This is a genomic window from Psychrobacter sp. JB385, assembly GCF_900163785.1.
GTDB lineage: Bacteria > Pseudomonadota > Gammaproteobacteria > Pseudomonadales > Moraxellaceae > Psychrobacter.
On sequence record NZ_FUKN01000001.1, the window covers coordinates 263,682 to 287,808 of the forward strand.

The window sequence follows — 24,127 nt, forward strand, 5'->3', positions numbered from 1 at the left end:
TCATCTAATTGTTGAGTATTATCCCAGCGGCAGTCAATTGCATCTCATGCAATTGACTGTCGCTTTTTTATTGGCCAACGCCTAGCAATAGCTCTAACACAAACTTGCTACCGACGAACCCAATCGCCAATAAAATAAACGCATAAATGGTGATATTAGCTGCACGCTTGCCACGCCAGCCCGCCCGCCAATTGCCAACCAGTAGCGTACCGAACAATAACCAAGACAACAGGCTAAAGACAGTCTTGTGTACGATGTGCTGCGCCATCAGATCGTCTACATAAATAAAACCAATGCCCAATGCAATACTCAGTAAAACAAACCCTACCAAGAGCATATCAAATAATAAACCCTCCATACTTTGCAGGGATGGCAGTTTATTGACCCAAAATCGATGAATGGTATGATGCTTGAGCTCGCGTATTTGTAGGCGCAAAAACAGCGCTTGTATTGCTGCCATGAGCAGAACACAGTAAGCCGCGAAAGACAGTAATATATGGGCTTCTAGCCCTGCACTGATATTGATTATTGGTTGATAGGGCGCGCGTCCAATGTAGCCAATGGTCATACCTAGAAGTGCTGTTGGTGCCGCTAAGATACCCAAGCTGATAATGGGTCGGTACAGAGAAAACAAGACGTAAAAGAACAAAAAAAACAAACTGATCAGGCTGATGACGTTGAATAAATTAAAATTCAAACCATAAAGCGTAACAACGTAGGGATAGAGCAGCAGCGCATGTGCGACCATACCGACCATCAGTAACCCCAAACCAATGCCTTTACGAACAGGTTTGTCCTGAGTCAGCGCCCAACCAAGGTAAACACTGACTAAGATATAAGCTAGACTAGCAAGTAAGAATGCAAAGTGCACAGATATAAAGCCTCATCTCATATTGAGCGCACAATGGCTGCTCAATGCAATGCGAAAGTGGTATTATCGGAATGATTAGAATAATTGTCCAATTTATCATAAAATGGGGATCAATTGAGTACCATCTTATGACGTATTCCTTATAAATGCTGAGCGACGTCCATCTGAACCCAGCCCAGTAGGCGATAGTGACCGCTCAAATGCTCAAGCCTTTGACAAAACGATGGTAATTTTTAGATCATCTTAATGCTATAGTGTTGATAATAGACTGTTTTTTATAATGTCGTATCTAGAAACCCAATCTAAAATATTATGATGCATGCCCTTATATTATTGGTAAGCCATTTGATTGGTTTTACTAAAATCGATTTCAACAAAGAATTATTTTAACTGATTTTAACTGAGAGTTATTTATGTTTGATACCTTAACAGAACGTTTATCGTCGAGTCTCCGCAATATCGTGGGCACTGGACAACTGACTGAAGACAATATCAAAGACACCTTGCGTGAAGTACGTATGGCATTGTTAGAAGCTGACGTGGCGTTACCTGTCACGCGTGACTTTGTTAAGCGTGTCAAAGAGCAAGCGCTTGGTGCAGAGGTGTTAAAAGAGCTGGCACCAGGACAAGCGTTTGTCAAAATTGTCCATGACGAGCTGACCGAAATGATGGGCAGCGCCAACCAGCAGTTAGAGATGACGGGTAAACCCCCTGTCGTCTATCTACTGGCAGGTTTGCAAGGGGCTGGTAAAACGACCACCGCTGGTAAATTGGCAAAATTCTTACAAGAACGTCATAAGAAAAAAGTCATGTTGGTATCTGCGGACGTCTATCGCCCAGCCGCTATTAAGCAGCTTGAGCAAGTCGCCGGTCAGGTGAATGCCAAGTTTGTGAATTCAAGCACGGATGAAAATCCAATCGATATTGCCAAGCGTGCTATCGAAGAAGCTAAAATCCAGTATCAAGATATTTTGATTATCGATACGGCAGGTCGCTTGCATATCGATGACAACATGATGGATGAGATCAAAGCGCTAACGGCGGCGGTCAATCCTTCTGAAACCTTGTTTGTCGTCGATGCCATGACTGGTCAAGATGCAGCCAATACTGCCAAAGCGTTCAATGATGCCTTGCCATTGACTGGTGTTATCTTAACCAAGACTGACGGCGATGCTCGCGGCGGTGCAGCACTTTCTGTGCGCGCCATCACAGGTAAGCCAATCAAATTCTTGGGTCGCGGCGAAAAGTTGGATGCCTTAGAGCTGTTCCATCCTGAGCGTATTGCCCAGCGTATTCTTGGTATGGGTGATGTACTGAGTTTGGTCGAAGAAGTTGAACAAAAAATCGACCGTGATAAAGCCGAAAAAATGGCGAAAAAGATGCAGAAGGGTGGTGATTTTGACCTTGAAGATCTATTGACCCAGTTCCAGCAAATGAAGAGCATGGGCGGTATGGCAGGTTTCTTAGATAAAATGCCAGGTATGGGCGGCTCTGATATGCAAAAAGCGGTCGAAGATGCCAAACCAGAAGAAAAAGTGCGTGAAATGGAAGCGTTGATTAATTCTATGACGCCATTTGAGCGTAAGAACCCTGATAAAATCAATCCAAGCCGGAAGCGCCGTATTGCTGCGGGTTCAGGTCGTGAGATTCAAGACGTCAATCGTTTGCTCAAGCAGCACAAGCAAATGGCAAAAATGATGAAGATGATCTCAAAACCTGAAGGCATCAGTAAAATGATGAAGTCTATGCAAGGATTAATGGGCGGCGGCAGCGCTGGCGGCGGTGGCGGTCCTCTATTTGGTGGCGGTCAGCAAGGCGGCGCTAAAGATGTGAATCCAGAGCAAATGGCAAAACAAATGGGACTTGACCCTAACAATATGCCAAGCACTGAAGAGATGCAAAAGCAAATCCAGGACATGCAAAACCAAGCACCCAAGAAGTTTAAAACCCGTTTTTAATCCTTTAATGGGTAATATCTGCATTTAAGTCTTTTGATCCTTATTTCTAATAAAAACCTCAAAGCGGAGACCGTTTTGAGGTTTTTTTACGTTTGTCTAATTTGAAAAGGTTCTCATGGATAAAGTATGAAAAAAGTAGAAAGTGATAAAAATAGCCTGCCCTAAATGCTATGATAGGCGCTGTTTTACCCTGTCAGTATTTTTGCAGTAAAGCAATTCACAATGAGTATAAATAATTAGCAATAGCTGACAAACCCATTTAGAACGCCAAAAGTAAAAGCCGAGGTTGTGATGTTTTTAGCAATGGATACCGTGTTCGATCAGTGCTCGGTCGCAGTTTTAGATTCGAATGGTCACGTACTGGCGAGTCATACCGAAACGGGCAAACGCCAACAAACCCAGCAAATCCTTCCTATGATTGATGCTGCGCTATCAGAAGCTCAGGTAAAGCTTGCCGATATCACTGCCCTTATATTTAACCGAGGACCTGGTGCCTTTAGTGGTATACGTATCAATACCGCCGTGGTGCAAGCGTTGTCGGTAGCGCATGATATTCCTTGCGTGGGCGTCTCAAGTTTACAAGCGATAGCGCAGCGAGCCTATCAGCAATATGGATTGAGCGAGGTATATAGCGCTCTTGATGCGCGTATGCAGCAGGTTTATTTTGGTCACTATAAAATAGATGACAACAGCCAAACAAGCCAAGCTGTCATGCAACCTGTGCCCATTGACGCTAGCGACAGCAATGAGCAACTACTCGATTATGACAGTCAGACAGCACTTAATCTGCCTATCGTTGGCAACGGCTCGATGCTACTAAACGCTCAGAGCGAACAGATATGTCATGAAGAGGTCTGGCCAGATGCAGTGGTTATAGGTCAGCTGGGTATTGCTCAATTTATTATTTCGGGTGGTACGGATGCAGCCAATGCACTGCCCAAGTATTTGCGCAATCAAGCATGGAAAACGTTAAAAGAGCAAGGCAAGGCTTAATCATTGTCATTGCCCCTCAAAAATATTAGAACATACTAAAAACTATACTGAACCATCGGTATATCTTTGTCTAGGAAAGCCATCGTGGATATTATTTTATTAATTCAAGCTGTCATCATGGGTATCGTTGAAGGTATCACTGAGTTTTTACCCATCTCAAGTACCGGTTATTTGATTCTATCAGCAGATGTGATGGGCTTTTGGACCAAAGAAAAAGTGGATCTGTTTGTCGTCGTGGTACAGCTTGGTGCTATTTTGGCAGTGATATATGACTATTGGGGCAGACTGTGGCAAGCGTTGATGGGCCTCATAACAGGTAAAGCAGAAGGCATGGCCAATCCAAGACAGCTTGGGCTGAGCTTAATTGTAGCGACGATTCCTGTTATGATCGTAGGCTTTACCTTTGCTGATGAGATCAAAGCCTATTTGTTCAATCCGATTGTGGTTGCCATCATGCTCATTATTGGGGGGCTATTGATATTTTATGTTGAGAAACGACCTAAAGAAATCATTGCGCAAGAAGCGGAAGATGTCAGTTTAAAAACAGCGCTGCTTATCGGTTTGTTTCAATGTATTGCCTTAATACCAGGCACGTCGCGCTCAGGTTCCACTATTATTGGTGCTCTATGGCTTGGCGTATCGCGCAAGGCATCCGCAGAATTTTCTTTCTTTTTGGGTATACCTGTCATTGTGGGTGCCGCGCTACTCGACTTACTCAAACACGGCGACGTGCTGAGCAGTAGTGAGGATTGGACAGTGTTAGCAATAGGAACGATAGTGTCTTTTGTGGTCGCACTATTATGTATTCGCTTATTGGTCGCCTGGGTGAGTCGCCGTGATTTTACCATCTTTGCGTGGTTGCGCATTATCACGGGTGTTATCGTCTTAATCGCCGCTTGGGGATTTGGGTATCAAATGACAGGTTAGGTTGTCAGTGTCTTATTTTTCTATGATTCATGTGAAATAGAGTTGATGTATGAATCGTAAATCGTAGCCATATGGATAACAACGTGCTACTGGTATGAATTTTCTTTGCTCATGATGTGTCTTGCACATCAGAAGTAATGAAAATTGACGCCAGTGGCACTGTTTTTTTGAGTGTTTTTATTGTCCGTCGAAAAAGAGGTGGCTATCATGACCAATTTACAACCAGAATCACGCGTCTTTATGTGCTGTCAACTCGTCTACGCCAACGAATCGCAGCAAATACAGATTGAAAATCTCAAAGCCCTGATAGCAGAACACAAATTACCCATCGTTTTGGAGACGGAGCCGTCCATAGAAAAACTGACTCAAAAACGTCGTCAGCAATTGAGTCAGACGTCGACTCAGCCCATACTAATACTGGATGATAAAAACGCATTGTCATGGCTCAGTAATGGGCTAAGCGTGGCACCTGAGTGGGATAAGTTACAAAGGCGTGTGGTAAGCGCGGGTCGCAAATCAGAATTATTGTTGCAAGCTGCCAAAATCACCTCGGATAGCAAGGTCATCGATGCTACTGCTGGTTTTGGACACGACAGCTTGATATTGGCCAGTACGGGTGCGCAAGTAGTGATGCTTGAGCAGCAACCATTGATGGCGTTGCTACTGTTAGTAGAGCAGCAGCGCATGAGTGCGGTAGCAAATTGGCAAAAACTTATGTCACGTTTGCAGATTATACATACCGATGCCCTCAGTTATTTTGCAAGTGTGAACAGCGTGCCCATCTCTGAGAGTAATCGGGCAGTCGATGTGGTATATTTAGATCCTATGTTTCCAGAAGACAGCTATCAAGATAGCAAGACAGGAAAGGGTGCTAAAGTTGGCAAACACATGCAAGCCTTGCATCAACTGGCGCGTCCACCCACTTCAGATGAGGAGCAGCAATTGCTACAAAGTGCGCTTGCTGTGGTCAGTCATCATGAGCAACCATCGGGTCGAGTGGTAGTCAAGCGTCCCCAGTTTGCGCCGCAACTTGCTCACCAAGCGCCAAGTGAGTGTTGGCACAACGAAGCGGTGCGTTTTGATGGCTATTTTGTCTCATAGCCATTTTGTATAATGGCGGTTTTGCTTTAACACAATAAATGGATGTATTGGATACGCCTACGTTAATTTAGGAGTAAAAAATGTCAGCGCTGATTATTTGGGTGATGGGTGCCGTTTTATTGGTCATCAATATTATGCTGCGTACTCGAATTCTTCGGCTAGAAGCGCGTCTAAAAGCGCTGAGTAATCCGCAAGAGCAACTGGCATTTTTGCGTCAACAAGCCGCCAAAAAAGAAAAAATTGCCGCCATCAAATCATTGCGCAGACAATATCCTGAAATATCACTGATAGAAGCAAATCGCTTATGGCAGAAAATATAGGGACCAGCACACAATGATACAAGATTCTTCATCTATGACGCTCACCGATAAGCTCTACGCTTATATGCAGCTGACACGTTTTGATAAACCTGTCGGTATTGAGCTATTGCTGTGGCCAACGCTATGGGGAGTCATGCTAGCGGCAATGGGTAAAGCGCAGCAGCAAGCGATGCCAGCAGGTCTACCCACGCTTAAAATCTTTATATTATTTGCACTGGGTGCAGTATTTATGCGAGCAGCAGGCTGCGCCATCAATGATTTTGCTGATCGCAAAGTTGATGGTCATGTGACCCGCACAAAAAATCGACCATTGGCCGATGGTCGTTTGTCCGCAAAAGAAGCCATTGCTGCCTTTTTGGTATTGGTTATCCTAAGCGTCAGTCTGTTGTTATTTTTGCCTATTGAAGTGTTCTATTGGTCGTTTGGTGCCATTATACTGGCCTTTATTTATCCCTTTATGAAACGCTATACCCAGTTGCCACAAGTATTTTTGGCAGCGGCGTTTGGGTGGGCGATACCGATGGCATATGTGGCGGTACAAGGCACACCAGATATTTGGTGCTGGTTATTATTCTTTGCTTATATGTGCTGGACAGTGGCGTATGACACTCAATATGCAATGGCTGACCGCGATGATGATTTAAAAATCGGTATCAAATCGACAGCGATATTGTTTGGTCGTTATGATGTGATTATCATTTCTATCTTACAGATGTTGTTCTTACTCATCATGGGCGCAGTACTGTGGCATTACTTTGAGCCAACCAGCTTGAGTATGATTCCGATATTTGGCTTGGGATTGATAGCGATGATGTTTGCTAAGCAAAATAGTGCTTGTGCCAGTCGCCAGCCCATCCCATGCTTCAAGGCATTTTTGGCCAATATTTGGGTAGGGCGTTATGCCTTTGCCATTATCGCTATTGCCTGCATGTGGACCACGTTTAATGGATAGGTTCTCAAAGCTAAAGAGGACAAGAGCGCCGCGCGCAGGCATGTCTACTGCTGATTATGAGGCGAAATTGGCGGCGCAAGGACTGACACGTCAACAAGTCATCGCAACTGAACGTAAACTGGCAAAGTTTGCCAATATCATGGATTCGCTAATACGAGTCCCTTTTACCAAGCAAGGAATAGGGGCTGATTCTGCGCTTTCTACCATTCCATTGGCAGGTGACTTGGCAGGATTGGTGTTGACCAGTTATGCGTTTATATTGGGTCGGCAGCTGGGTGTGCCTGCACACAAAATGACCCCTGCTGTTAGGTTAGCCCTTATTGATATGGTTGTTGGCATTGTGCCTGGCATTGGCACGCTATTAGACATCTTCATTCGCCCTAGTCGTAAGACCTTGGACATCGTCCATCAACATTTACAAGATGAGTATGGTATTACGGATGTGATGCATATGGATCGACCGTTTTTGCATCAGTCGTTAGAAGACAAACAGCAGCAAGCTGGCTTTTGGCGCAATCCACTCGTTGCTTGGCTATACTTGCATATCCCCGATATTCTTGGGCTCATATTTATTGTAATAATCGGCTGGGGTCTGTGGGCTGGTATCAGCTGGCTTGTGGGTTTGTTTGGAACCACCACTGGATTTGGTTAATCGTAGTTGAAATATGGTCGGTTCATTCTATCCAATATCATAGTAAAGGCAGCCACGTTACCGACGTGTGCTGCTTTTTTACATAATAGCTGGACTGGATAAGCGTTGGTATCAAGGCGTTTTATTCCTATCATTCCGCAACAACTTCAGCATCAGCACTGACAGCATCAAAACTTGTGATTTTATTGTTTTGAATGAGATCAATTGTGCCACCACCTGCATGACTGACCAGCTGAGTATTGCCATCGCTTGAGCGATAGGTAGGATTGTTGCCTTGACCTTCAGGTGCTGTGAGTGTCATTTTTGGTTTGTTTGGCAGGGTAACAATGGCATTGAGCAAGCCTGCTGCTGACGTCTCAAATACGACAGATAATGACTCTCCTGCAGCACTTTTATAACGCACGTCAGTAATCTGGGCGCCTTTGATTGCTTGTTCAGGACTTGGTGCTGCGCTTGCATTCGTTGATGAAGCATCCGTAGCCTCAAGATTGTCTTCTAACTGGGTTAGGCTGACATCGCGCTCTGGGTCTGCTGACGAAGCAGTATCCTCATTTGCATTATCATCGTTAGGATCAGCGACATTGATATTGGTCGTCACAGGTGTTGTCTGGTCTGTTGTTTCTACTGGCGTCTCTTCAGCTGCTTCAGGCTCTGGCGTTTTTTGGCAGGCTGTGAGGATTAGTGCACTTAAAAAAACCGCAGGCACTATTTGATAGTAACGTTTGAGTTTTGAAGTATTGGAAGCGTGAATCTTCATGATAATGTGTTGTCCATTGAGTGCTTTAGAAAATAATGAGATAAATGGCGTTTGGTCATCTGTTGAATCTGGGTATATCTTATTAGGTATTGATGGTAACGATGAGTCTTCGCTGGCCGCCATCGTGTCTATGCTCGCATAAATAAACACCTTGCCACATGCCTAAACCCAACCTGCCATTGATAAGCGGTACTGTTAAACTGACGCCAAGCATCATACTTTTGAAATGGGCAGGTAAGTCGTCTGAGCCTTCTAATGTATGGCGATACTCTGGTTGATCGGCTGGCGCGATTTTGTGTAGCCAGTCCTCGGTATCCAGTCTGACATCAGGATCCGCATTTTCATTGATAGCAAGGCTGGCTGAGGTGTGCTGTAAAAATAGATGTACCAAACCAGCACAAGAAGCATCAGGTATTAGCGTGTCAATTCCTTGTTCAATTATTGGTGTAATGATATGAATACCGCGTGTATGGGCAGGCAAAGTAAGGGTGGTTTGATGGTAGGGCATGTAGCTTCTCATTATTATCAACGGCTTTACAATGAATACTACAAGATAGTCACCGCGGTTGAAAGCGATGACTCAACTCAATCTAAACGAGTGGCGTCTGCAAACGGGTACGGGTTGGCGAAAGCCGTGCAAGCATGGCCTCTGATAAAGGGGCAAACGTGCCTGTCATCATATCTACCAGTGCATCGGCACATATGGGTGCCAAAGCATAACCTTTCGCGCCCATCGCGCTCATGACCCACATCCGTTTGCTGTCGTTCAATCGTCCGACAATGGGATGATAATCAGGCGTTTGCGTACGAACGCCCGCGCGCCCTTGCCACAAACTGGTATCCGTTGGAATGATAGCGCTCATCTCAGGAATAGCGGTAACGAGCTTGTCGCGGCTAATCTGGTGCTCTTCATGACGAATTTGAGTATCGGTATCATTGCGTATAAAGCTGGCGCCCAATAAAAATTGAGGCTGGTGAGCTGCCCCATTATTGAAGGAATTGTCGCTTGTTTGCGCGGTAAATAATGTACAGTAACCACTGTATTTGAGCGGTATTTTGGGTAAATCAGCGAGTTGTTCTGCCGTAGGCGTAAACCAAGAGAGCTGCCCACGAATCTTGCGGCAATCAAAAATACGCTCATCAATATCATGACTCTCAAAAGCGGCGCAAATCACGACATTATCGGCGTTGATAGTAAGGGCAGACTTGTTTTTGTCTACGCCACGAATCGAGACCTGAGTTTCTGTTTCATCAATACTGTCGACATGCAACTGCTGAAAACGGATAAGCGGATGCAGCAATATAATCTGCTTTAAGGTTTGTGGATTGACCAAGCCTGCGTGTGGTAAATACAAGTTTGTCGCCAAATCCTGTTCTTTTAAGCCACTGAGATTGCGTGCCTCCTCAGGTGATAACGTTGTTGCCATATCGTTAGGATAATCAGCGATTTGTTCTATGCCGATATTGGCTTTCATGAGCAAATCCAGAGTGCCCGTCGATTCAATGATTGGCGATATGTTTGCTACTTTGGCCATGTCATTAAACTGTCGGTATACTCTACTGCTATAGAGATAACAGATAGTGTGCAGATGCTCATCGACATGATGAATAGGCGTCATTTTGGGCGCAAGTAAGGCACGAGGGTTGCCTGATGCGCCTGCTAAAGGTGCAGATTTATCTACTAGCGTGACTTGAATGCCGCGATTGGCCAGCGACCAAGCGGCGAATAATCCTGAGACACCAGCCCCAATGACAACGATGTGGGACTCAGATAGAATGGCGCGATCACTACTATCAACTCCTATGGCATCAGAAGCTATATCTGGTTTGCTTCTATTATTCTCTGAGCAGGTAGCATTTGTCATGACTGCTGTGAGCATTTCACGCTTTCGACCAAACCCTTTAACCTTGCTAATCTCAAAACCAGATGCACGTAGGGCGCGCTTGACCACGCCTGCACAGCTATAAGTTGCAGCAGTTGTGCTTGGGCGCGACAAACGTTGCACTTGCGCAAAGATATTCTTAGCCCATAGCGTGCTGTTACACGAAGGAGCAAAGCCATCCAAAAACCAAGCATCCACAAAAGGCGCAGGCTCGCTTGATTTGTCTAAAAATAGCTTGGTCAAGCTAGAAGCGGCATCGCCAAACCACAGATCAACCGTTAAATTATCAGCGAAAAAATTCAGACGATGACAGCCTGCGACAAGAGGCGGATAAGCGTCTAAAAATGGCGTAATCAGTTCTGTCAGCTCAGGCGCGCGCTGTGCCCATAGAGCAAGTATTTTTGCCAGGTCTGTAAGCGGTATTGGGTGTTTTTCAGTGGTGATAAAGTGCAATCGAGCAGTGGCTAAATGCGGGTGCATGCGGCGTAACTGACGCCAAAGCAGCCAAGTTGCCAACAAATTCAGCCCTGTCCCAAAACCCAGTTCGGCAATCGTAAAGCTTTGCTGCGGCGCAAGCTTTGATAATCGTTCTGGTAATTGGTTGTGCGTTAAAAATACGTGACGTGTTTCTGCCAGACCATCGGCGTGCGAGAAGTACACATCCCCAAACTCACCTGATACAGGTACCTTATTGCCCGTATCATCCGTTTGCCAGTCGATATTGGCTGGCGTAATGACGCTCAATGTTTCATCGGTTTGAGTAGTAGGCATGGCAAGTTTCTTAGCGGTATGAGGCGTTAAAAAAGAAGAGTACGTTTTATAAAGTGGTAGGTTTTCGCGTGTCGGTTGTTTTATGAAAAGCGATCCATATCACCAGCAATCTACATCACTAACAATCAGGACTACCAACGGTCACGGCGTATAAACACCAACCAAGAGATAAAAATACCAACCAATAAGCTGATCAAAACAGTAAAGGCACCATATAAAAACAGTTGTCCTTTGCTCTCATAAACCAAAACATTGGCCTGAGTTTGCAGGTCATTCACTTCGCGCTGAAGCTGGGCATTGCGGCTTAAAAGCGCTTGGTTGGCATCAGAAAGTGATTGGGTAGACGGCTGTAGCTGTGCGGCTAACAACGTATTACTAGTACCAGCCACCGTATTAGCAGTTGTTGCTTGTTGTTCAGCTGGTACTGGCGTCGTTGATGCTGAAGTTGGCGCAGTGGCGTCAACAGCGTTCGTCGTCGGAGCAGCATTGACTGATACGGCCATAAATAGCATGACGCTTGTCATACCAGTTTTATAAACAGTAAGATAAGCGCGAGGGTTTAGTAGCCATTGACTCACGACGCCGCTACCTTTGCTGATGACGCATTATCAGTCGCATCATGGGGTGCTGGCAGGGTTTGCACAAACGGCTTAACATCGACATGACTATATACGCCATCACGTAAGTAAGGCTCAGCGCCTGCCCATTTTTTTGCGGCCTCAAGCGACTCAAAGTCGGCGATGATTAGGCTGCCTGACATCTCGCTTTTACCATGCTCAATGGGTGTTGGGCCAGCAATAATAAGGCGCTGCTCGCGACCCAATGCTTGCAAACGCTCGACATGCTCGGCACGTGTTATTTGACGCTGCGCACTACTGTTTGCAACGTCATGACCAATAATGGCAAATAAGGCCATAGTATTTCCTCAGTAGATAATGAAAGTAACGCGCCATTTCTTTTAGTAATATTTGCAATCAATATTCGTGATTAATCATTGTCACTTTTAGAATTTAGAAATAACGAATTATTATAAGATAATAATTATTTGGTGGTCTTATCAGTCAATGCTGGGTTGAGGTGTTTTTTCAATACCAAAAATTGGGCAATGACAAACACCAGCATAATGGGAACCCAGCCATAGGTTTTGAAGTTAATCCACGCCTCATCAGACATCATAAATGCTGTGATATAATGCAATACGCCCATAAAGGCGAAAAATACAGCCCAAGCAACGGTCAGCTTTTTCCAGCCACTTAAGGTGAGTGTAAACACTTCTTTCATTGCAAGCTGCATCAAAGGTTTGTTGATAGCTGCACTGACGAAGAGGGTAAAAGCGAAAATGCCGTTAATGATGGGTGATTTCCAACGCAGATAGATATCGTCGCGCAAGAGCAACGTACCACCGCAGAACAAAATGGTGAGTAGCAAGACAACCCATTGCTGCTTATCGAATTTGCCTTTTTGGCGCACAAAATGGATAGCATAGATGACAATAGTGGCGATAAGTAATGCACCAGCTGCCGCTAAAATACCGCTATGACGAGCGGCAATGAAAAAAGCAATTAAAGGAATGAAGTCTAGTAAGGCTTTCATAACAGATAGGATGTCCAACAAAAACGTATGGGGTAGTTTACACGTCTACTGCGCCAAAAAAAAGCAATCAACACTATAATCATCTTATATGCTGTGCCTTAGCCGCCTATCATGTACTTTAATGATAATATATTCATTATTAACATCTATTTAGATTGACACTATCTTCAAAATTTTAAGGCCAGCTTTATGAAAATCGATTTACATTGTCACAGTACTTGCTCTGATGGTACCTATGCACCAGCAGAAGTGGTACAGCGTGCCCACGCAGCTGGCGTCAATGTATTGGCATTGACTGACCATGATACGCTAGCAGGTATTGATGAGGCGAGCGAGACGGCAAAAGCCTGCAACATACAGCTTATCAACGGCGTTGAAATAAGCTGTGAGCATACACTGATTGGTGGTTATGGTAAAAATAAATCCACCAATAAAATCATCCATGTGCTTGGGCTTGATTTTACCGATCGCGAAAAAATGCATCAAACTTTGCAGCAGCTGCAAGATAGCCGAGCATCGCGTGGACAGAAGATGACAGAGAAGCTCAGTGCACTATTGGCGGTCGATTATAATGAGCTGTGGCAAGCGATACTCGATAAAGCAGGTGGCAATCCACAAGCGGTAGGTCGTGCTCATATCGGTCAAGTACTCTTCGAACACGGTCATGTCAAAACAGTGCAAAAGGCTTTTGATAAGTATTTGGCTGATAATAAATCTGCCTATGTCGCTATCGAAGCACTGACCATGGAGCATGGTATTGAATTGATACATGCGTGTGGTGGAAAAGCTGTGCTGGCGCATCCAACGCGTTATCAACTTTCAGCGACCAGAGTACGTAAGCTTATTGAAGAGTTTGCGCAGCTTGGCGGTGATGGTTGTGAGTTACCCGCCAGTAGTGAGCCTGTCAGTACCCGCAAAATGGTCGATCGTAGTATCGCTGAACATAACTTAGTTGCCTCTATTGGTAGTGACTTTCATGGAAGCAACATGCCATGGCGACGGTTGGGTGATGTGCCAAAACTTAACCCAGAACAGCAGGGTATCTGGCAGTCGTTCGCCGCCTTGTCTTAGCCAAAGCGATAGCACGACAGGCTGTTTTTATTCCCAAACGTCGCATCCTTTAACGCAGGCTGTCATGCATTGGCGCACCCATCAATCAAATGAAGAGTTGGCTTAAATCTATATAAGTCTTATTCTTAATCTACAGTATTAATCGTAGGTTGTTTTTCACGGTCCGCGGTATCCTTTATGGCTATATCAATATCTCATCTAGGCTACAAAAAACTCTCGCGAGTGATTTTTGAGTGGCAAGCTGCTGATAGGGCGTCGCTACTGGCACTGTTTGTCTTAATGGAAGTCTTTTCACATTGGCTTTGGTGTTTGTTTGGTGGCAGCGCGATGTTTATGTGTCTTCTGTGGACATGGATCTGCTTTATCCTTCATGGATCGGGGTGACCCTGACAGGTCTCTTCTTTTTTTGGATGGCAAGCCGTTGGTCACCCTTAAGAAAAGACGGCCATTCGCTACATAAATGGCAAGCTGTTTTGGTAGCGGTCTACAGTATTTATATTGCTGTGGTTATTTTAGTCATGGGTCATAGTAGCTTGGTGTCAGGCGTATCACTGGTTGGCGGAGCGATGCTTGCGATGATGCTCATACGCCGGCGCTATGTATGGAAAGCGTTTTTAGGTCATATCGTCTTGATTGTGGTATTTACTGTTTTTCCTTACTTTGGATTTGTATTGCCCACGTTGCGTCAGACAGCCACTAACGCTAATGCGTTTCCTGTCGTGACCTATACTTATATGGGCTATAGCGCAGTCACGTCAGTTGAAAGTAATATTTATAATTCTATTTTGCAAAACAGTAAGTTAAGCTGGGACGCGTTGAGTCAATTGCGTTTTTCTTCTGCATTTTTTTGGCGTGCCACTCACCTTTATATGGCATTGCCCAAAGCTATTTTTATTGTTTATACCTTTCGTACCTTACTGCTGATATTGGATGCCAGTAAAAAAGAGATACTGCAGCATGCCAATCAAGATGAGCTGACACAGCTCCAAAGTCGCCGCTATGGTTTGATACAAATGAAAGAAGCCTTGATCGCTATAGAAGATCAGCAAGACTTTAGCGTCATTTTATTGGATTTAGATTGGTTTAAAGAAATCAATGATAAGTATGGCCACGAAGTGGGTGACCGTGTTTTAGCGGAAGTGGCACAAGCACTATTGCAGTCATTAGATGAGGAAACGATTATTAGCCGTTATGGCGGTGAAGAGTTTTTGATTGTGTTACCCGATACAAAACATGACAGCGCAATGATTATAGCTGAACAGCTACGGCTGAGCATTGCTAAGCGCGTCATCATGATTCAGTACGATATGGCTTTTAGTGTGACTGCCAGCTTTGGTGTATACACGCTAGCTCACGATGAGCACCAACGTATCAAGCGATTATATGAAGCAAAAGTTCGAAGAGAAGAGAAAAATCCATTTATAAAATCACAGAAAGCCAAGTCGAGCATGAGCAAAACAAATGACAGCAAGACGCCAATCAAGCAGCTTCCTGACGATATTTGTCAGCGTCTCATTTGTGCAGCAGACAAGGCACTCTATGAAGCCAAAGATCGTGGTCGCAACCAAGTGGTCAGTGCCAATGAGATGTGTGCCGCAAAAGAAGGAGTAACAACCTCTTTATATGGCACATAATCCGACACTATATAGAGTCGATTCTAAATAGAACAGATATCTTGTATGCTAATGCTGCTGTCTCTTCGTAGACAGATACTGCAAAATTTCTCGTTTAAAGAGAAGCATTCCAGTCACGCTGACTCGCTTTTATATTGAACTCATTACACAATAGCCTTGATGATTTTTAGGTGGTTAGTTGCTGTACCACGCTTGCTAAAACGCTGGTTGCAAAGCTACCGGTCGTCAGCGTAAAACTCAGAACCAAGGTCTCCTCGTCATCCCAGCGCCAAGATAGTGCCTCGATAGGCAATCGCAGCGCGCGTCGTTGCGCCTTTACCTCGCGTTTATCTAAGCCTATTGCCAGTTGCAATAGTAGTGGATTGTTTTGGACAGTGCTGTTTTCGATAATAGCTGCTGCTGCGCTGACCTTATTATTATCCGTACCCCACAAGACGCCCGTTGGATGAATATCACCGCTGTTAAGACGGGCACGTAACGTGTCATCTACCTCTTCGCTAGTAAATATTGACCCTGACCCATCTAAGTTAAATACTTCACCTGCTAGACCTGCGTTCCAACTGCCATCACGGACTCGCGCTGCCAATATCTCATTAAATATCAAGCTACGCGCGGCAGACAGCTCCATCGTGTTCTGCTCACGTGGTACGCGCTTGCGTTTGCTCTTTTTCGGTTGCGGCATAGCGTCGCGTGGTGGACGCGCAAACAGTGCCAACGCCTCTCTCACGTTATTACCTTCACGACCGAAACGCTGCGGCCCAAAGTAATTGGGAACGCCAGTTTCGCTAATAGTTTTTAAATGCTGTTCGAGATGCTGCTTAGCAAGGTGTGTTTGCTCAGACGTATTCTCCAAACCTGCTTCATATCGAACGTTGCGTAACGTAATAATAAATTCATTGGCTTTATGTGTGCCGCGGTTCAGTTTTTTATTGTGCCAATGCTGAGCGAGAATGGTGACTGATTCATTGTCGCCGATATCTATAGGGGCAAATTCAGTCGTGGGCAGCTGCTTTTTTGGTATTCGTAGGCTAAACCACTGCGTTGTCACCGCATGACGGTCTTTGAGCCCTGAATAGCCCACATCACGTAATGGAATGTCAGCCCACTCTGACAATAGTTTGGCCAGATAAGCGGTATTTACGCCAGATTTTTGAATGTGTAGCCACAAATGCTCACCATTATTCGTAAATTCTAACGGCAATATCTCATTGACGATAAAGTCTGTGGCGTGGGTTTTGTAGCTCGCTTGGGCTAACGGTGGTTTGACTGGCTGCGGTAATTGTGCGGTGTCGGTGGCAGCTGTGATATTTATATTTGAGACATCCATATTTGAGCTATTGGATGCAGCCTCTGGGAAAGTGGAGGGAGAGTTGGTTGTCACGTGTGTGGTGTCATCTTGAGAAATCATAATAAGGTCTTTTAATTTGAGTATGTTTTTATTGGATTATATGTTTTGAGAGAGTGAGTAAACCGCGACATATTACGTTTTGCAACGCAGCAAGTATACAAAAAAACATGGTTGACTTGCGGATATTGTTATTATCGATAACGATACTGTTTTGGATTTGAAGGTGGCTCATTTGACACGACCGTCCTTAACATAGGCTTATCGATTATAACTATAACCATTAAGGAAAAACCATGAGCACGACAACGATTCCGACAGTCACCATCAGTAAAGCCGACATCCCAAATGGTGGGATGAAGTCTTACAAACAAGATGACGATAGTATCATTTTAATCACTCATAACGAGAATGAGTTTAGCGCGTTTGACGGTAAATGTCCGCATGCAGGTGCAGACTTAGGTGACGGGCTACGCTGCGGCAATCGTGTGGTGTGCCCATGGCATCATGGTACTTTTGACAGTCGAGATGGCACGCTACTCGAGCCAGTAGCGATGGAAGGCCTGACTCAGTATAAGCTAACAGAGAATAGCGACAATTTGATTGTAGACACCTCATCAATAATAAACAAGCAAATCAATAATGACCAATTGACCGACACCCAGACTATTATTGTGGGCAGTGGCGGTGCTGGATTTATGACAGCGGATCAATTACGTAAAATGGGCTATGGCGGTAAAATTACGGTAATTAGTGCTGATGACACCGCACCTTATAATCGTCCTTTATTATCCAAAGCGTTTTTGGCAGGCAAGATGGGTGAAGACAAGCTCCTGTTGGGCGGTGCGGATTGGGCCAGCAAAAATAATATTGAGCTGCGTTTAAATCAAGTCGTCAGTGAGGTATTGCCGAATGAGTGCAGCATCGTGATGACAGACAATGACGGCAATAGCGAGCAACAGACGGGTGACTTTCTAGTAGTAGCGACAGGCGCAGAACCTAAGAAACCTGCCTTTAAAGGGGCGGAGCTTGACGGCGTATATACCCTGCGCAGTATGGATGACGCAAAGACCATCAAAACTGCTAGTGATGGCAAGCATGTGGTGATCGTTGGGACAGGATTTATCGGCATGGAGACGGCTTCGGCATTGATACAAGCAGGTAATGCCGCTTCTGTCACCATCGTGGGCCGCAGTCGCCGCGTGATGGGTAACATTGTCTCTGAAGCGGTCAGCAATGCTTTAATCAATCTGCACGAGGAAAAAGGCGTTAAATTTGCGTTTGGCGCTGGGGTTGAGACGATTGATGATGATAGTGGCTCAGTCAGTGGTGTCACGTTATCAGATGGTAGTACGCTTACAGCCGATATCGTCATCCTAGGTACTGGAGTCTCGCCACGTACTGAGCTGTTGGATGCGGTTAATGCGCCTGATGGCGTACAAGTTGATGGTCATTTGCAATTGCGTGATGGCGTCTATGCGTTAGGGGATATCGCTAAAGCGCCCACTCAGATGGGACGTATGCGTATTGAGCATTGGCGCGTGGCATTGCAGCATGGCTTGGTAACGGCAGCTGTGATATTGAACGATGAGACTGTCGACTCACTCGAAGGTCGCATTCCTTTCTTTTGGACGGCGCAATATGGCAAAAGCCTACGCTATAGTGGTCATGCGGCAACGCCAGACAAAGGTATCTTACTGGGCGCACCGAATGATCTTGATTACATCGAATACTATTTTGATGATGAAGGCGCGGACACACGCGCCAGTGCAGCAAGCTCACTTGGACGTGATAAAGAATTGGTTGCTTTCTCTGAGCTGCTCCGCCGTGGTCATGCACCCACGCGCGCACAAATCAATGCTGGATTCGATATCATTGAGCAAGCGAATGCCTTGTTGTCCTAGTATTTGACAGACAATGTATATTACTATGAAGGCTGACCTGATAACTTAGGTCAGCCTTTTTAATAAGTAAAGAATAAAGGGATAAAAATAATATGAATAAAGACACTGTGTTTTTGCGTCAAGCAAAAGCAGATGATATCGACGCTCTTGAGACATTGCTTAATCGCTGTTACCGGCAGACAGAAGGCTGGACCAATGAAGCTGATTTAATTGGCGGCATTCGCATTACCCCCAATGAGCTGGCAAGCACCATTACTAATCCCAAACACTATCTTTTTGTGTATCCAAAGACGACGACAGGCGAGCGGGATGCAGAGGAAACAGGGGAGCTGCTTGGCTGCATTGCAGTAGATATGAAAGTCGATGACCAATCCAATAAAAGCGCCTATATCGGTATGTTTGCCGTCCATCCTGAGCTGCAAGGACAGGGCGTTGGCCATCAAATATTGCAAGCGGCAGAGACATTTGCAGAGCGCCATTTGCAGTCGGGCACGCAATTGACGCATGAAAACCCCGCGCGTCTGACCATGTCTATCTTGAGTCATCGCCCTGAGCTATTGGCTTATTATCAGCGCCGTGGCTACAAGCTTAATGGTCATAAAATGCCGTTTCCTAATGATGGCAATAACGGCGAGCCAAAGCGTCAAGATTTAGAGTTATTAGAATTAGAAAAAATGGTGAGCGAGTCATCCTATCGCTGATGTTCTATAAAAGACACATATTACTGGGATATATTTTACGCACTCCCTGTCACCGAAGGCACAGCAAGCAAGAAAAATGTATATCAGTAGCACATTGTCATGTGTGTTTTTATATAAAACAGGTTATATCTTTATCGACCCCAAAAATACCCAAAGGTCATAAATAACCCAATACTCAGTAAAATAAATGCCACGATGATTAAGCGCTTGAACCAGTTAAACGCTGGCAAGCGCGTGGCATTGTCATCCGACATGAGGTAGGCAAACAGAAACAACAAGCTTGCTGCCAGCGTCATGATACCAAGGCCAATCGGCAATATAAAAAGGTAGACCTGCCACACAATTATCTCTCAACCGTCATTGTTAAACGCATCATAGCAGTAATAGGATTGCGCTGTCAGTATAGTCACGCCACTATAAAATGTTATGGCATTTGCCTCATAACACTTTCAAATTGAATCGACGATACGAGTAGTTTTTAAACCTGTCCTCAAACTAAAAAACGGGCAAGACTGCAAGCCAAACAAATAGCTTGAAATTAGATTGGGTTTTGAGCGTTAATTATATATAGTTCAATTAACTTTATAACCATAGTGAAAGTGACGTGAAGCAGGTAAAAAAACTGACCGTGATAGCGTTATTGATTTCACTATCTACGGCATGTTCGAGTCCGCCTTCTGAAAGTATCGTTGAGGGGCTCATCATCGCTCAATATAAGCAAGGCGATCAGATAGTGAGTGAGGCTGTGGCAAATGCAGGCAATGATAAAACAGCAATAGCCATGAGCAGTATGATGGCGCGCATGATGCCAAAACTTGAACGCATCGAAAATATCAATTGTGATACGACAGAAGGCTGGAACACGTATATGTGTACAGCCGATATCACACAGACGATTGCTGGTACTAGCCGAATCGATAAGACACGCTTTAAATTGTCTAAAGTAAATGGTGAGTGGGCCTTGGAGGATTAATAATATACTCGTGTGATCTGTCGCTTTTTAATTTTCTTATATTGTTAAGGATATCTATGACTCTCTCTTTTATCCCTAAAAAATTATTTAAGGCATCCGCTTTACCAGCCGCATTTCTTTTTTTACCTTGTCTAATCTGTCCTGCCGTGGCGCAAACGTATCAAATCCAAGGTTTTTCGGATGATTATGATGCCGTTATTAAGCCTATAAACGATGAAGACAGCGAAGCAAATAGTGTCATCAATATTATCGATACCAAGACCAAAAAAATCTTAATAAGCCAACCTGCCGACATTGACATAGATTATGAGCTAGATAACAGTCAAGAGCGTCAGCTGGGTAAAAAAATCAGTGCCAATATTGTCAGTATCCCGTACGGAGAACACAGCGTATTGATTTATGAGGATTTTAACTTTGATGGGCAAAAAGACTTGGCACTGAGAGATGGGCGCAATGGGTGCTACGGTGGGCCTTCTTATCAAGTGTATTTAAAGAAAGGCGCTACATTTGCTCATAGCGAAGCCTTTACCGAATTGGCACAAGGATATTGCGGGTTTTTTGACGTTGATAAAGACAGCCAAACCTTGAGTACCATGACCAAAAGTGGGGCGGCGTGGCATCAATATTCAAAGTATAAAGTGATCAATAATAAACCCGTAGCTGTCCATATCATTGAGGAAAAGTATAACGATAGAGGATTGGTTTCTATCACTGAACAAACAAAAGTAAATGGCAAAATGCTGGTAGAGAACTATGAAATGCTACCACCGACTGATCACTCAGAAGAAAATGAGATATCTTCTTTTGTTTACAGGTTTGATTTGGAAAACGGTAAAAAAATGGTGCTAGACAGCAGTCATAGTAATGACACTGACGGCGAGCAGTTGTTTTATGTGTTTGCAGACAAACGCGGTAGAGTTGAGCTGTTTTATAATGGTCGGTTCGACTATGATGCATCAACGCAAACGCTTAGTTTTATCAACAAGCCCGTGCGTTATCAAATCAACCAAAAAGGCATCACAGTAAAACAGTCTAATAAAACCACTTTGTTAAAATCGCAGCCTAGAAGTCAGCATGGCAGCTTGGACAATCTTGCTCAGTTTAAGAACGTCAGAGTTCGATAAGCGTAATCGAGTAGATGACAGCCATTCTGCCATTTATACAATCGCACGGCGTCTATAAAATAACAGTCCAGGAATAGACAAGCCAAGCACCAAACCAGACGTCACAAACAATGCCTCAAACAAATACACCATCATTTGACTAAATAACTCGTCCGAAAAACCAAAATAGCCAATCTGCACCATACTGACCATTGCCTTATAAGCGGCAATACCAGGCATCATACAGATGACGCTGGGTGAGATGAGTGCTTTGGGCGGTAGGGTATATTTCTTAGAAAAATACACGCCCAAGAAGCTGGCAAGCATCGCCCCAAAAAAGCTGGCAATCACCAGATGGACATGCTGATAAACAAGCGCTGTTTTTAACCCAAACCCAAAAGCCGTCATGAGCAAACACGGCAAAATATAGCGTTTGGGAACGCTAAACATCAGCGTCCAACCAAGCGTAATGATACAGGCAAGCACAACCGTCTCAATGAACCACATCTCAAAACCCCCAGTGCTGTATGCGCAGTAATACCAGCGCCATCACGATGCCAACGCACGCTGACAAGGTTAGCATATAGGTAAACACCGCACGACCAATACCAATATTGACATAGCCTTTTAAAATATCTGAGAAAGAGTTGATCAAAGGAAAGCTCGGTATCAGTAGCAATACGCTAGAAGCCACGGCAATGTCAGCATTATTGCCAATATCAAAATAATAGGTCGTCGCGCCAATGAGCGAGGCGATAAAAGCGGTCACAATGACGGTGATAAAGGGGTTAAAGTGGTGTTTGGCCAGATAGATACGGGTGAACATCGCCACCATACCCGCTATAAAGGTCACCGCCGTAATCGACCAACTACCGCCATTTAAATAAGCAAACGCGGCACAAGAGGCGCCAACAAAGATGCTCACCAGCCACGTTGGATACACAGTTTTATCCAACTCATCAAACGCAAGGGTCGTGCGGTCAATCAAGTCGGTATTATCTACGGTGGCTTCGGTTTTATTGATGATTTGCTGGATTTGCACCAATAAATTTACATTTATGCTTTGGTTGATCGTGTCTCTGGTGGTAGTGATACAACGTTCATCACAGATGGTGGTCAGGGTAATGGCGTTGAAGTTCAGCGAACATTCGACGCTATTCATACCCAAGGCAAGCCCCAAGCGTTTGGATAAGTCCACCACCACGGCAGACTCAGCGCCATACTGCATGAGGAGTAAGCCGCAGCGTACGCATAGTCGAGTAATGCGCTGCTGCTTGACGTAGCTGATAGAGGTCATGGGTGAGATACGCAAATTGGTTGGCGATTGATACGCTATTATAAAGGGTATGCATGCTGACGCGCAGACAATATCAGACATTACTGAATATTATATTGGCTGCTATTATAAGCTTTTTTGGTAAGGAGCTTAAAATGCATATCGCTATTTTGACATTGACGTTTTCATTGCCCGGCTGTGGCTCACTAAAAGAAAAGCGCCAACGTATGGGCGGCTTGCATGCGCGCTTTGGCAATACGCCAAGCGTCGCCGTCTGTGAAAGCGGCGGCCGCGCGCGCCATGACGCCAGCGAATGGACGTTTGTGATCGTCGGATTGTCCAAACGTGAGGTTGAGTCGCAGTGTAGTCAAATTGAAGAGAAGCTAGAACGGATAGTGGATGCGCGGGTGATGAATGTGGAGAGGGAGTTTATTTAGGAAGTGGCATTTATAGAAAACTAACACCTAATCTGCCATTTTAATCACGACCAAGTTATGCCCCGTGACCATGATGTGACTACTTTTGATCTATTGGCATCACCTGAGCCTAATAAAAAATACATTTCTGAAATAACATAAGAAAATATCGATAAATTATGTTGAGTTTTAAGAAAATAATCTGTATTGTATCGTAACAAAATTTATACATTATAGTTCAAGTAAAGAGATCGCATTAGACGTTTATAGCTTATAAATCAAGCGTCAAGCTAGTAATGAGTTATGTAGTCTAAGATTTGATTTCTCTATGATAAACCACAATGGCATTAAAATTTTGTCAGTCAGGTCAACTTTATTATTAGAGAAATATTATGCTAAAAAAAATCGCTTTTTTAACCATGACTTCAGTCCTATTTGCTGGTTGTGCTTCTATTCCTACAGAACAAGCGCAAGTATCTGATTTATTAAAGCAGGTTCAACCGCCTGCGAACGATAAAGCAGGATTGTATATTTATCGTTCTAACAGTGTCGTGGGTGCCAGTTTGAAGAAAGACGTTTGGATTGATGATGAGTGTGTGGGTGAGACAGCGCGCGGAACATTTTTTCATCAAGAAGTGCAAGGAAATACGACACATAAAGTCTCTACTGAGTCCGAATTTTCTCCAAACGATTTGATGGTAAATACTACTGCGGGTCAAAACTATTTTATTAAGCAATACATTAAGCCAGGTGTGTTTGTCGGCGGGGCTGGACTAAAATTGGTTTCAGAAGCTGAAGGTAAAGAAGCGATATCAGAGCTTAAGCTAGGCGTAAAAGGTAAATGTAGCAAATAATAGGCTTTATTCTATTATGAGCTAAACTATCATAAGTCATTGTTAACGTCTCAAAAAAGCATCAGCTTAATT

General features: G+C 44.4%; 26 protein-coding genes. 15 read left to right on the top strand and 11 right to left on the bottom strand.

Annotated features, from left to right (window positions below):
* Window positions 1-67: 67 nt before the first annotated feature.
* Complete coding sequence (locus tag CZ794_RS01135; RefSeq protein ID WP_062845315.1) at window positions 68-871, bottom strand: inner membrane protein YpjD; 804 nt, start codon at window positions 869-871, stop codon at window positions 68-70.
* Window positions 872-1,284: 413 nt separating this feature from the next.
* On the opposite strand from CZ794_RS01135, the gene ffh reads away from it, so the two are divergent.
* From ffh to CZ794_RS01170, 7 genes are all read left to right on the top strand, one after another.
* A complete protein-coding gene (gene ffh / locus CZ794_RS01140; RefSeq protein ID WP_087039808.1) occupies window positions 1,285-2,829 on the top strand; it encodes a signal recognition particle protein in 1,545 nt (514 codons plus the stop codon).
* Between the two features lie 291 nt (window positions 2,830-3,120).
* Window positions 3,121-3,822, top strand: a complete 702-nt coding sequence (tsaB, locus tag CZ794_RS01145; protein ID WP_087039809.1) for a tRNA (adenosine(37)-N6)-threonylcarbamoyltransferase complex dimerization subunit type 1 TsaB — start codon at window positions 3,121-3,123, stop codon at window positions 3,820-3,822.
* Between the two features lie 84 nt (window positions 3,823-3,906).
* Window positions 3,907-4,749, top strand: a complete 843-nt coding sequence (locus tag CZ794_RS01150; RefSeq protein WP_087039810.1) for an undecaprenyl-diphosphate phosphatase — start codon at window positions 3,907-3,909, stop codon at window positions 4,747-4,749.
* 207 nt (window positions 4,750-4,956) lie between these two features.
* Entirely contained in the window at window positions 4,957-5,850 is an 894-nt protein-coding gene (locus tag CZ794_RS01155; RefSeq protein ID WP_087039811.1) for a class I SAM-dependent methyltransferase, read from the top strand.
* 80 nt (window positions 5,851-5,930) lie between these two features.
* On the top strand, window positions 5,931-6,170 hold the full coding sequence (locus tag CZ794_RS01160) for a hypothetical protein (RefSeq protein WP_087039812.1): 240 nt from the start codon (window positions 5,931-5,933) through the stop codon (window positions 6,168-6,170).
* A 34-nt stretch (window positions 6,171-6,204) separates the two neighbouring features.
* On the top strand, window positions 6,205-7,122 hold the full coding sequence (gene ubiA / locus CZ794_RS01165) for a 4-hydroxybenzoate octaprenyltransferase (protein ID WP_087039959.1): 918 nt from the start codon (window positions 6,205-6,207) through the stop codon (window positions 7,120-7,122).
* A gap of 40 nt (window positions 7,123-7,162) precedes the next feature.
* On the top strand, window positions 7,163-7,774 hold the full coding sequence (locus CZ794_RS01170; RefSeq protein WP_256958835.1) for a DUF4112 domain-containing protein: 612 nt from the start codon (window positions 7,163-7,165) through the stop codon (window positions 7,772-7,774).
* Window positions 7,775-7,904: 130 nt separating this feature from the next.
* Here CZ794_RS01170 and CZ794_RS01175 read toward each other — a convergent pair whose 3' ends face one another.
* The 6 genes from CZ794_RS01175 to CZ794_RS01200 all read right to left on the bottom strand — a co-directional run bounded on the left by CZ794_RS01175 (window position 7,905) and on the right by CZ794_RS01200 (window position 12,778).
* Window positions 7,905-8,654 (bottom strand): hypothetical protein, encoded by a 750-nt coding sequence (locus tag CZ794_RS01175; protein WP_256958811.1) that lies wholly within the window; start codon window positions 8,652-8,654, stop codon window positions 7,905-7,907.
* The gene (locus CZ794_RS01180; RefSeq protein WP_087039815.1) at window positions 8,614-9,039 is read right to left on the bottom strand and encodes a secondary thiamine-phosphate synthase enzyme YjbQ; all 426 of its coding nucleotides are present in this window, start codon (window positions 9,037-9,039) and stop codon (window positions 8,614-8,616) included. The genes CZ794_RS01175 and CZ794_RS01180 overlap by 41 nt, the downstream gene beginning before the upstream one ends.
* Before the next feature lie 82 nt (window positions 9,040-9,121).
* A complete protein-coding gene (mnmD, locus tag CZ794_RS01185; protein ID WP_087039816.1) occupies window positions 9,122-11,185 on the bottom strand; it encodes a tRNA (5-methylaminomethyl-2-thiouridine)(34)-methyltransferase MnmD in 2,064 nt (687 codons plus the stop codon).
* A 131-nt stretch (window positions 11,186-11,316) separates the two neighbouring features.
* Window positions 11,317-11,763: a hypothetical protein gene (locus CZ794_RS01190; RefSeq protein ID WP_256958812.1), complete on the bottom strand. Its 447-nt coding sequence runs from the start codon at window positions 11,761-11,763 to the stop codon at window positions 11,317-11,319.
* Complete coding sequence (locus CZ794_RS01195) at window positions 11,760-12,101, bottom strand: YciI family protein (RefSeq protein WP_087039817.1); 342 nt, start codon at window positions 12,099-12,101, stop codon at window positions 11,760-11,762. The genes CZ794_RS01190 and CZ794_RS01195 overlap by 4 nt, the downstream gene beginning before the upstream one ends.
* A gap of 125 nt (window positions 12,102-12,226) precedes the next feature.
* Entirely contained in the window at window positions 12,227-12,778 is a 552-nt protein-coding gene (locus tag CZ794_RS01200) for an inner membrane-spanning protein YciB (RefSeq protein WP_087039818.1), read from the bottom strand.
* Between the two features lie 189 nt (window positions 12,779-12,967).
* Between CZ794_RS01200 and CZ794_RS01205 the strand changes: the two genes are divergently transcribed.
* Both CZ794_RS01205 and CZ794_RS01210 read left to right on the top strand, forming a co-directional pair.
* Entirely contained in the window at window positions 12,968-13,849 is an 882-nt protein-coding gene (locus CZ794_RS01205; protein ID WP_087039819.1) for a PHP domain-containing protein, read from the top strand.
* A gap of 335 nt (window positions 13,850-14,184) precedes the next feature.
* Window positions 14,185-15,483, top strand: coding sequence for a diguanylate cyclase (locus tag CZ794_RS01210; protein WP_256958813.1), 1,299 nt, complete (start codon window positions 14,185-14,187; stop codon window positions 15,481-15,483).
* A gap of 166 nt (window positions 15,484-15,649) precedes the next feature.
* On the opposite strand, the gene truD is transcribed toward CZ794_RS01210, so the two are convergent.
* The gene (gene truD / locus CZ794_RS01215; protein WP_256958814.1) at window positions 15,650-16,891 is read right to left on the bottom strand and encodes a tRNA pseudouridine(13) synthase TruD; all 1,242 of its coding nucleotides are present in this window, start codon (window positions 16,889-16,891) and stop codon (window positions 15,650-15,652) included.
* Window positions 16,892-17,124: 233 nt separating this feature from the next.
* Here truD and CZ794_RS01220 point away from each other — a divergent pair, with 233 nt between their 5' ends.
* Together CZ794_RS01220 and CZ794_RS01225 are read left to right on the top strand one after the other, a co-directional pair.
* Window positions 17,125-18,732, top strand: coding sequence for an FAD-dependent oxidoreductase (locus CZ794_RS01220; RefSeq protein ID WP_087039820.1), 1,608 nt, complete (start codon window positions 17,125-17,127; stop codon window positions 18,730-18,732).
* Between the two features lie 92 nt (window positions 18,733-18,824).
* A complete protein-coding gene (locus CZ794_RS01225) occupies window positions 18,825-19,433 on the top strand; it encodes a GNAT family N-acetyltransferase (RefSeq protein ID WP_087039821.1) in 609 nt (202 codons plus the stop codon).
* Window positions 19,434-19,564: 131 nt separating this feature from the next.
* Here CZ794_RS01225 and CZ794_RS01230 read toward each other — a convergent pair whose 3' ends face one another.
* Entirely contained in the window at window positions 19,565-19,774 is a 210-nt protein-coding gene (locus tag CZ794_RS01230; protein ID WP_227681363.1) for a hypothetical protein, read from the bottom strand.
* Between the two features lie 263 nt (window positions 19,775-20,037).
* Between CZ794_RS01230 and CZ794_RS01235 the strand changes: the two genes are divergently transcribed.
* Together CZ794_RS01235 and CZ794_RS01240 are read left to right on the top strand one after the other, a co-directional pair.
* A complete protein-coding gene (locus CZ794_RS01235; protein ID WP_256958815.1) occupies window positions 20,038-20,406 on the top strand; it encodes a hypothetical protein in 369 nt (122 codons plus the stop codon).
* Window positions 20,407-20,462: 56 nt separating this feature from the next.
* Window positions 20,463-21,530, top strand: a complete 1,068-nt coding sequence (locus CZ794_RS01240) for a hypothetical protein (protein ID WP_087039823.1) — start codon at window positions 20,463-20,465, stop codon at window positions 21,528-21,530.
* Between the two features lie 33 nt (window positions 21,531-21,563).
* On the opposite strand, the gene CZ794_RS01245 is transcribed toward CZ794_RS01240, so the two are convergent.
* Complete coding sequence (locus tag CZ794_RS01245; RefSeq protein WP_087039824.1) at window positions 21,564-22,016, bottom strand: threonine/serine exporter family protein; 453 nt, start codon at window positions 22,014-22,016, stop codon at window positions 21,564-21,566.
* 1 nt (window position 22,017) lies between these two features.
* Window positions 22,018-22,806 (bottom strand): threonine/serine exporter ThrE family protein, encoded by a 789-nt coding sequence (locus CZ794_RS01250; RefSeq protein ID WP_087039963.1) that lies wholly within the window; start codon window positions 22,804-22,806, stop codon window positions 22,018-22,020.
* A gap of 53 nt (window positions 22,807-22,859) precedes the next feature.
* Between CZ794_RS01250 and CZ794_RS01255 the strand changes: the two genes are divergently transcribed.
* A complete protein-coding gene (locus CZ794_RS01255; protein WP_256958816.1) occupies window positions 22,860-23,222 on the top strand; it encodes a DUF503 domain-containing protein in 363 nt (120 codons plus the stop codon).
* 371 nt (window positions 23,223-23,593) lie between these two features.
* Complete coding sequence (locus tag CZ794_RS01260) at window positions 23,594-24,055, top strand: DUF2846 domain-containing protein (RefSeq protein WP_087039826.1); 462 nt, start codon at window positions 23,594-23,596, stop codon at window positions 24,053-24,055.
* Window positions 24,056-24,127: the final 72 nt, after the last annotated feature.

Bases quoted from the DNA above. Each gene is read 5' to 3' on its own strand.
- ffh (WP_087039808.1), top strand. From the start codon at position 1,285: ATGTTTGATACCTTAACAGAACGTTTATCGTCGAGTCTCCGCAATATC.
- tsaB (WP_087039809.1), top strand. From the start codon at position 3,121: ATGTTTTTAGCAATGGATACCGTGTTCGATCAGTGCTCGGTCGCAGTT.
- CZ794_RS01155 (WP_087039811.1), top strand. From the start codon at position 4,957: ATGACCAATTTACAACCAGAATCACGCGTCTTTATGTGCTGTCAACTC.
- CZ794_RS01160 (WP_087039812.1), top strand. From the start codon at position 5,931: ATGTCAGCGCTGATTATTTGGGTGATGGGTGCCGTTTTATTGGTCATC.
- ubiA (WP_087039959.1), top strand. From the start codon at position 6,205: ATGACGCTCACCGATAAGCTCTACGCTTATATGCAGCTGACACGTTTT.
- CZ794_RS01170 (WP_256958835.1), top strand. From the start codon at position 7,163: ATGTCTACTGCTGATTATGAGGCGAAATTGGCGGCGCAAGGACTGACA.
- CZ794_RS01175 (WP_256958811.1), bottom strand. From the start codon at position 8,654: ATGGCGGCCAGCGAAGACTCATCGTTACCATCAATACCTAATAAGATA.
- CZ794_RS01180 (WP_087039815.1), bottom strand. From the start codon at position 9,039: ATGCCCTACCATCAAACCACCCTTACTTTGCCTGCCCATACACGCGGT.
- mnmD (WP_087039816.1), bottom strand. From the start codon at position 11,185: ATGCCTACTACTCAAACCGATGAAACATTGAGCGTCATTACGCCAGCC.
- CZ794_RS01195 (WP_087039817.1), bottom strand. From the start codon at position 12,101: ATGGCCTTATTTGCCATTATTGGTCATGACGTTGCAAACAGTAGTGCG.
- CZ794_RS01200 (WP_087039818.1), bottom strand. From the start codon at position 12,778: ATGAAAGCCTTACTAGACTTCATTCCTTTAATTGCTTTTTTCATTGCC.
- CZ794_RS01205 (WP_087039819.1), top strand. From the start codon at position 12,968: ATGAAAATCGATTTACATTGTCACAGTACTTGCTCTGATGGTACCTAT.
- truD (WP_256958814.1), bottom strand. From the start codon at position 16,891: ATGATTTCTCAAGATGACACCACACACGTGACAACCAACTCTCCCTCC.
- CZ794_RS01220 (WP_087039820.1), top strand. From the start codon at position 17,125: ATGAGCACGACAACGATTCCGACAGTCACCATCAGTAAAGCCGACATC.
- CZ794_RS01225 (WP_087039821.1), top strand. From the start codon at position 18,825: ATGAATAAAGACACTGTGTTTTTGCGTCAAGCAAAAGCAGATGATATC.
- CZ794_RS01240 (WP_087039823.1), top strand. From the start codon at position 20,463: ATGACTCTCTCTTTTATCCCTAAAAAATTATTTAAGGCATCCGCTTTA.
- CZ794_RS01245 (WP_087039824.1), bottom strand. From the start codon at position 22,016: ATGTGGTTCATTGAGACGGTTGTGCTTGCCTGTATCATTACGCTTGGT.
- CZ794_RS01250 (WP_087039963.1), bottom strand. From the start codon at position 22,806: ATGACCTCTATCAGCTACGTCAAGCAGCAGCGCATTACTCGACTATGC.
- CZ794_RS01255 (WP_256958816.1), top strand. From the start codon at position 22,860: ATGCTGACGCGCAGACAATATCAGACATTACTGAATATTATATTGGCT.
- CZ794_RS01260 (WP_087039826.1), top strand. From the start codon at position 23,594: ATGCTAAAAAAAATCGCTTTTTTAACCATGACTTCAGTCCTATTTGCT.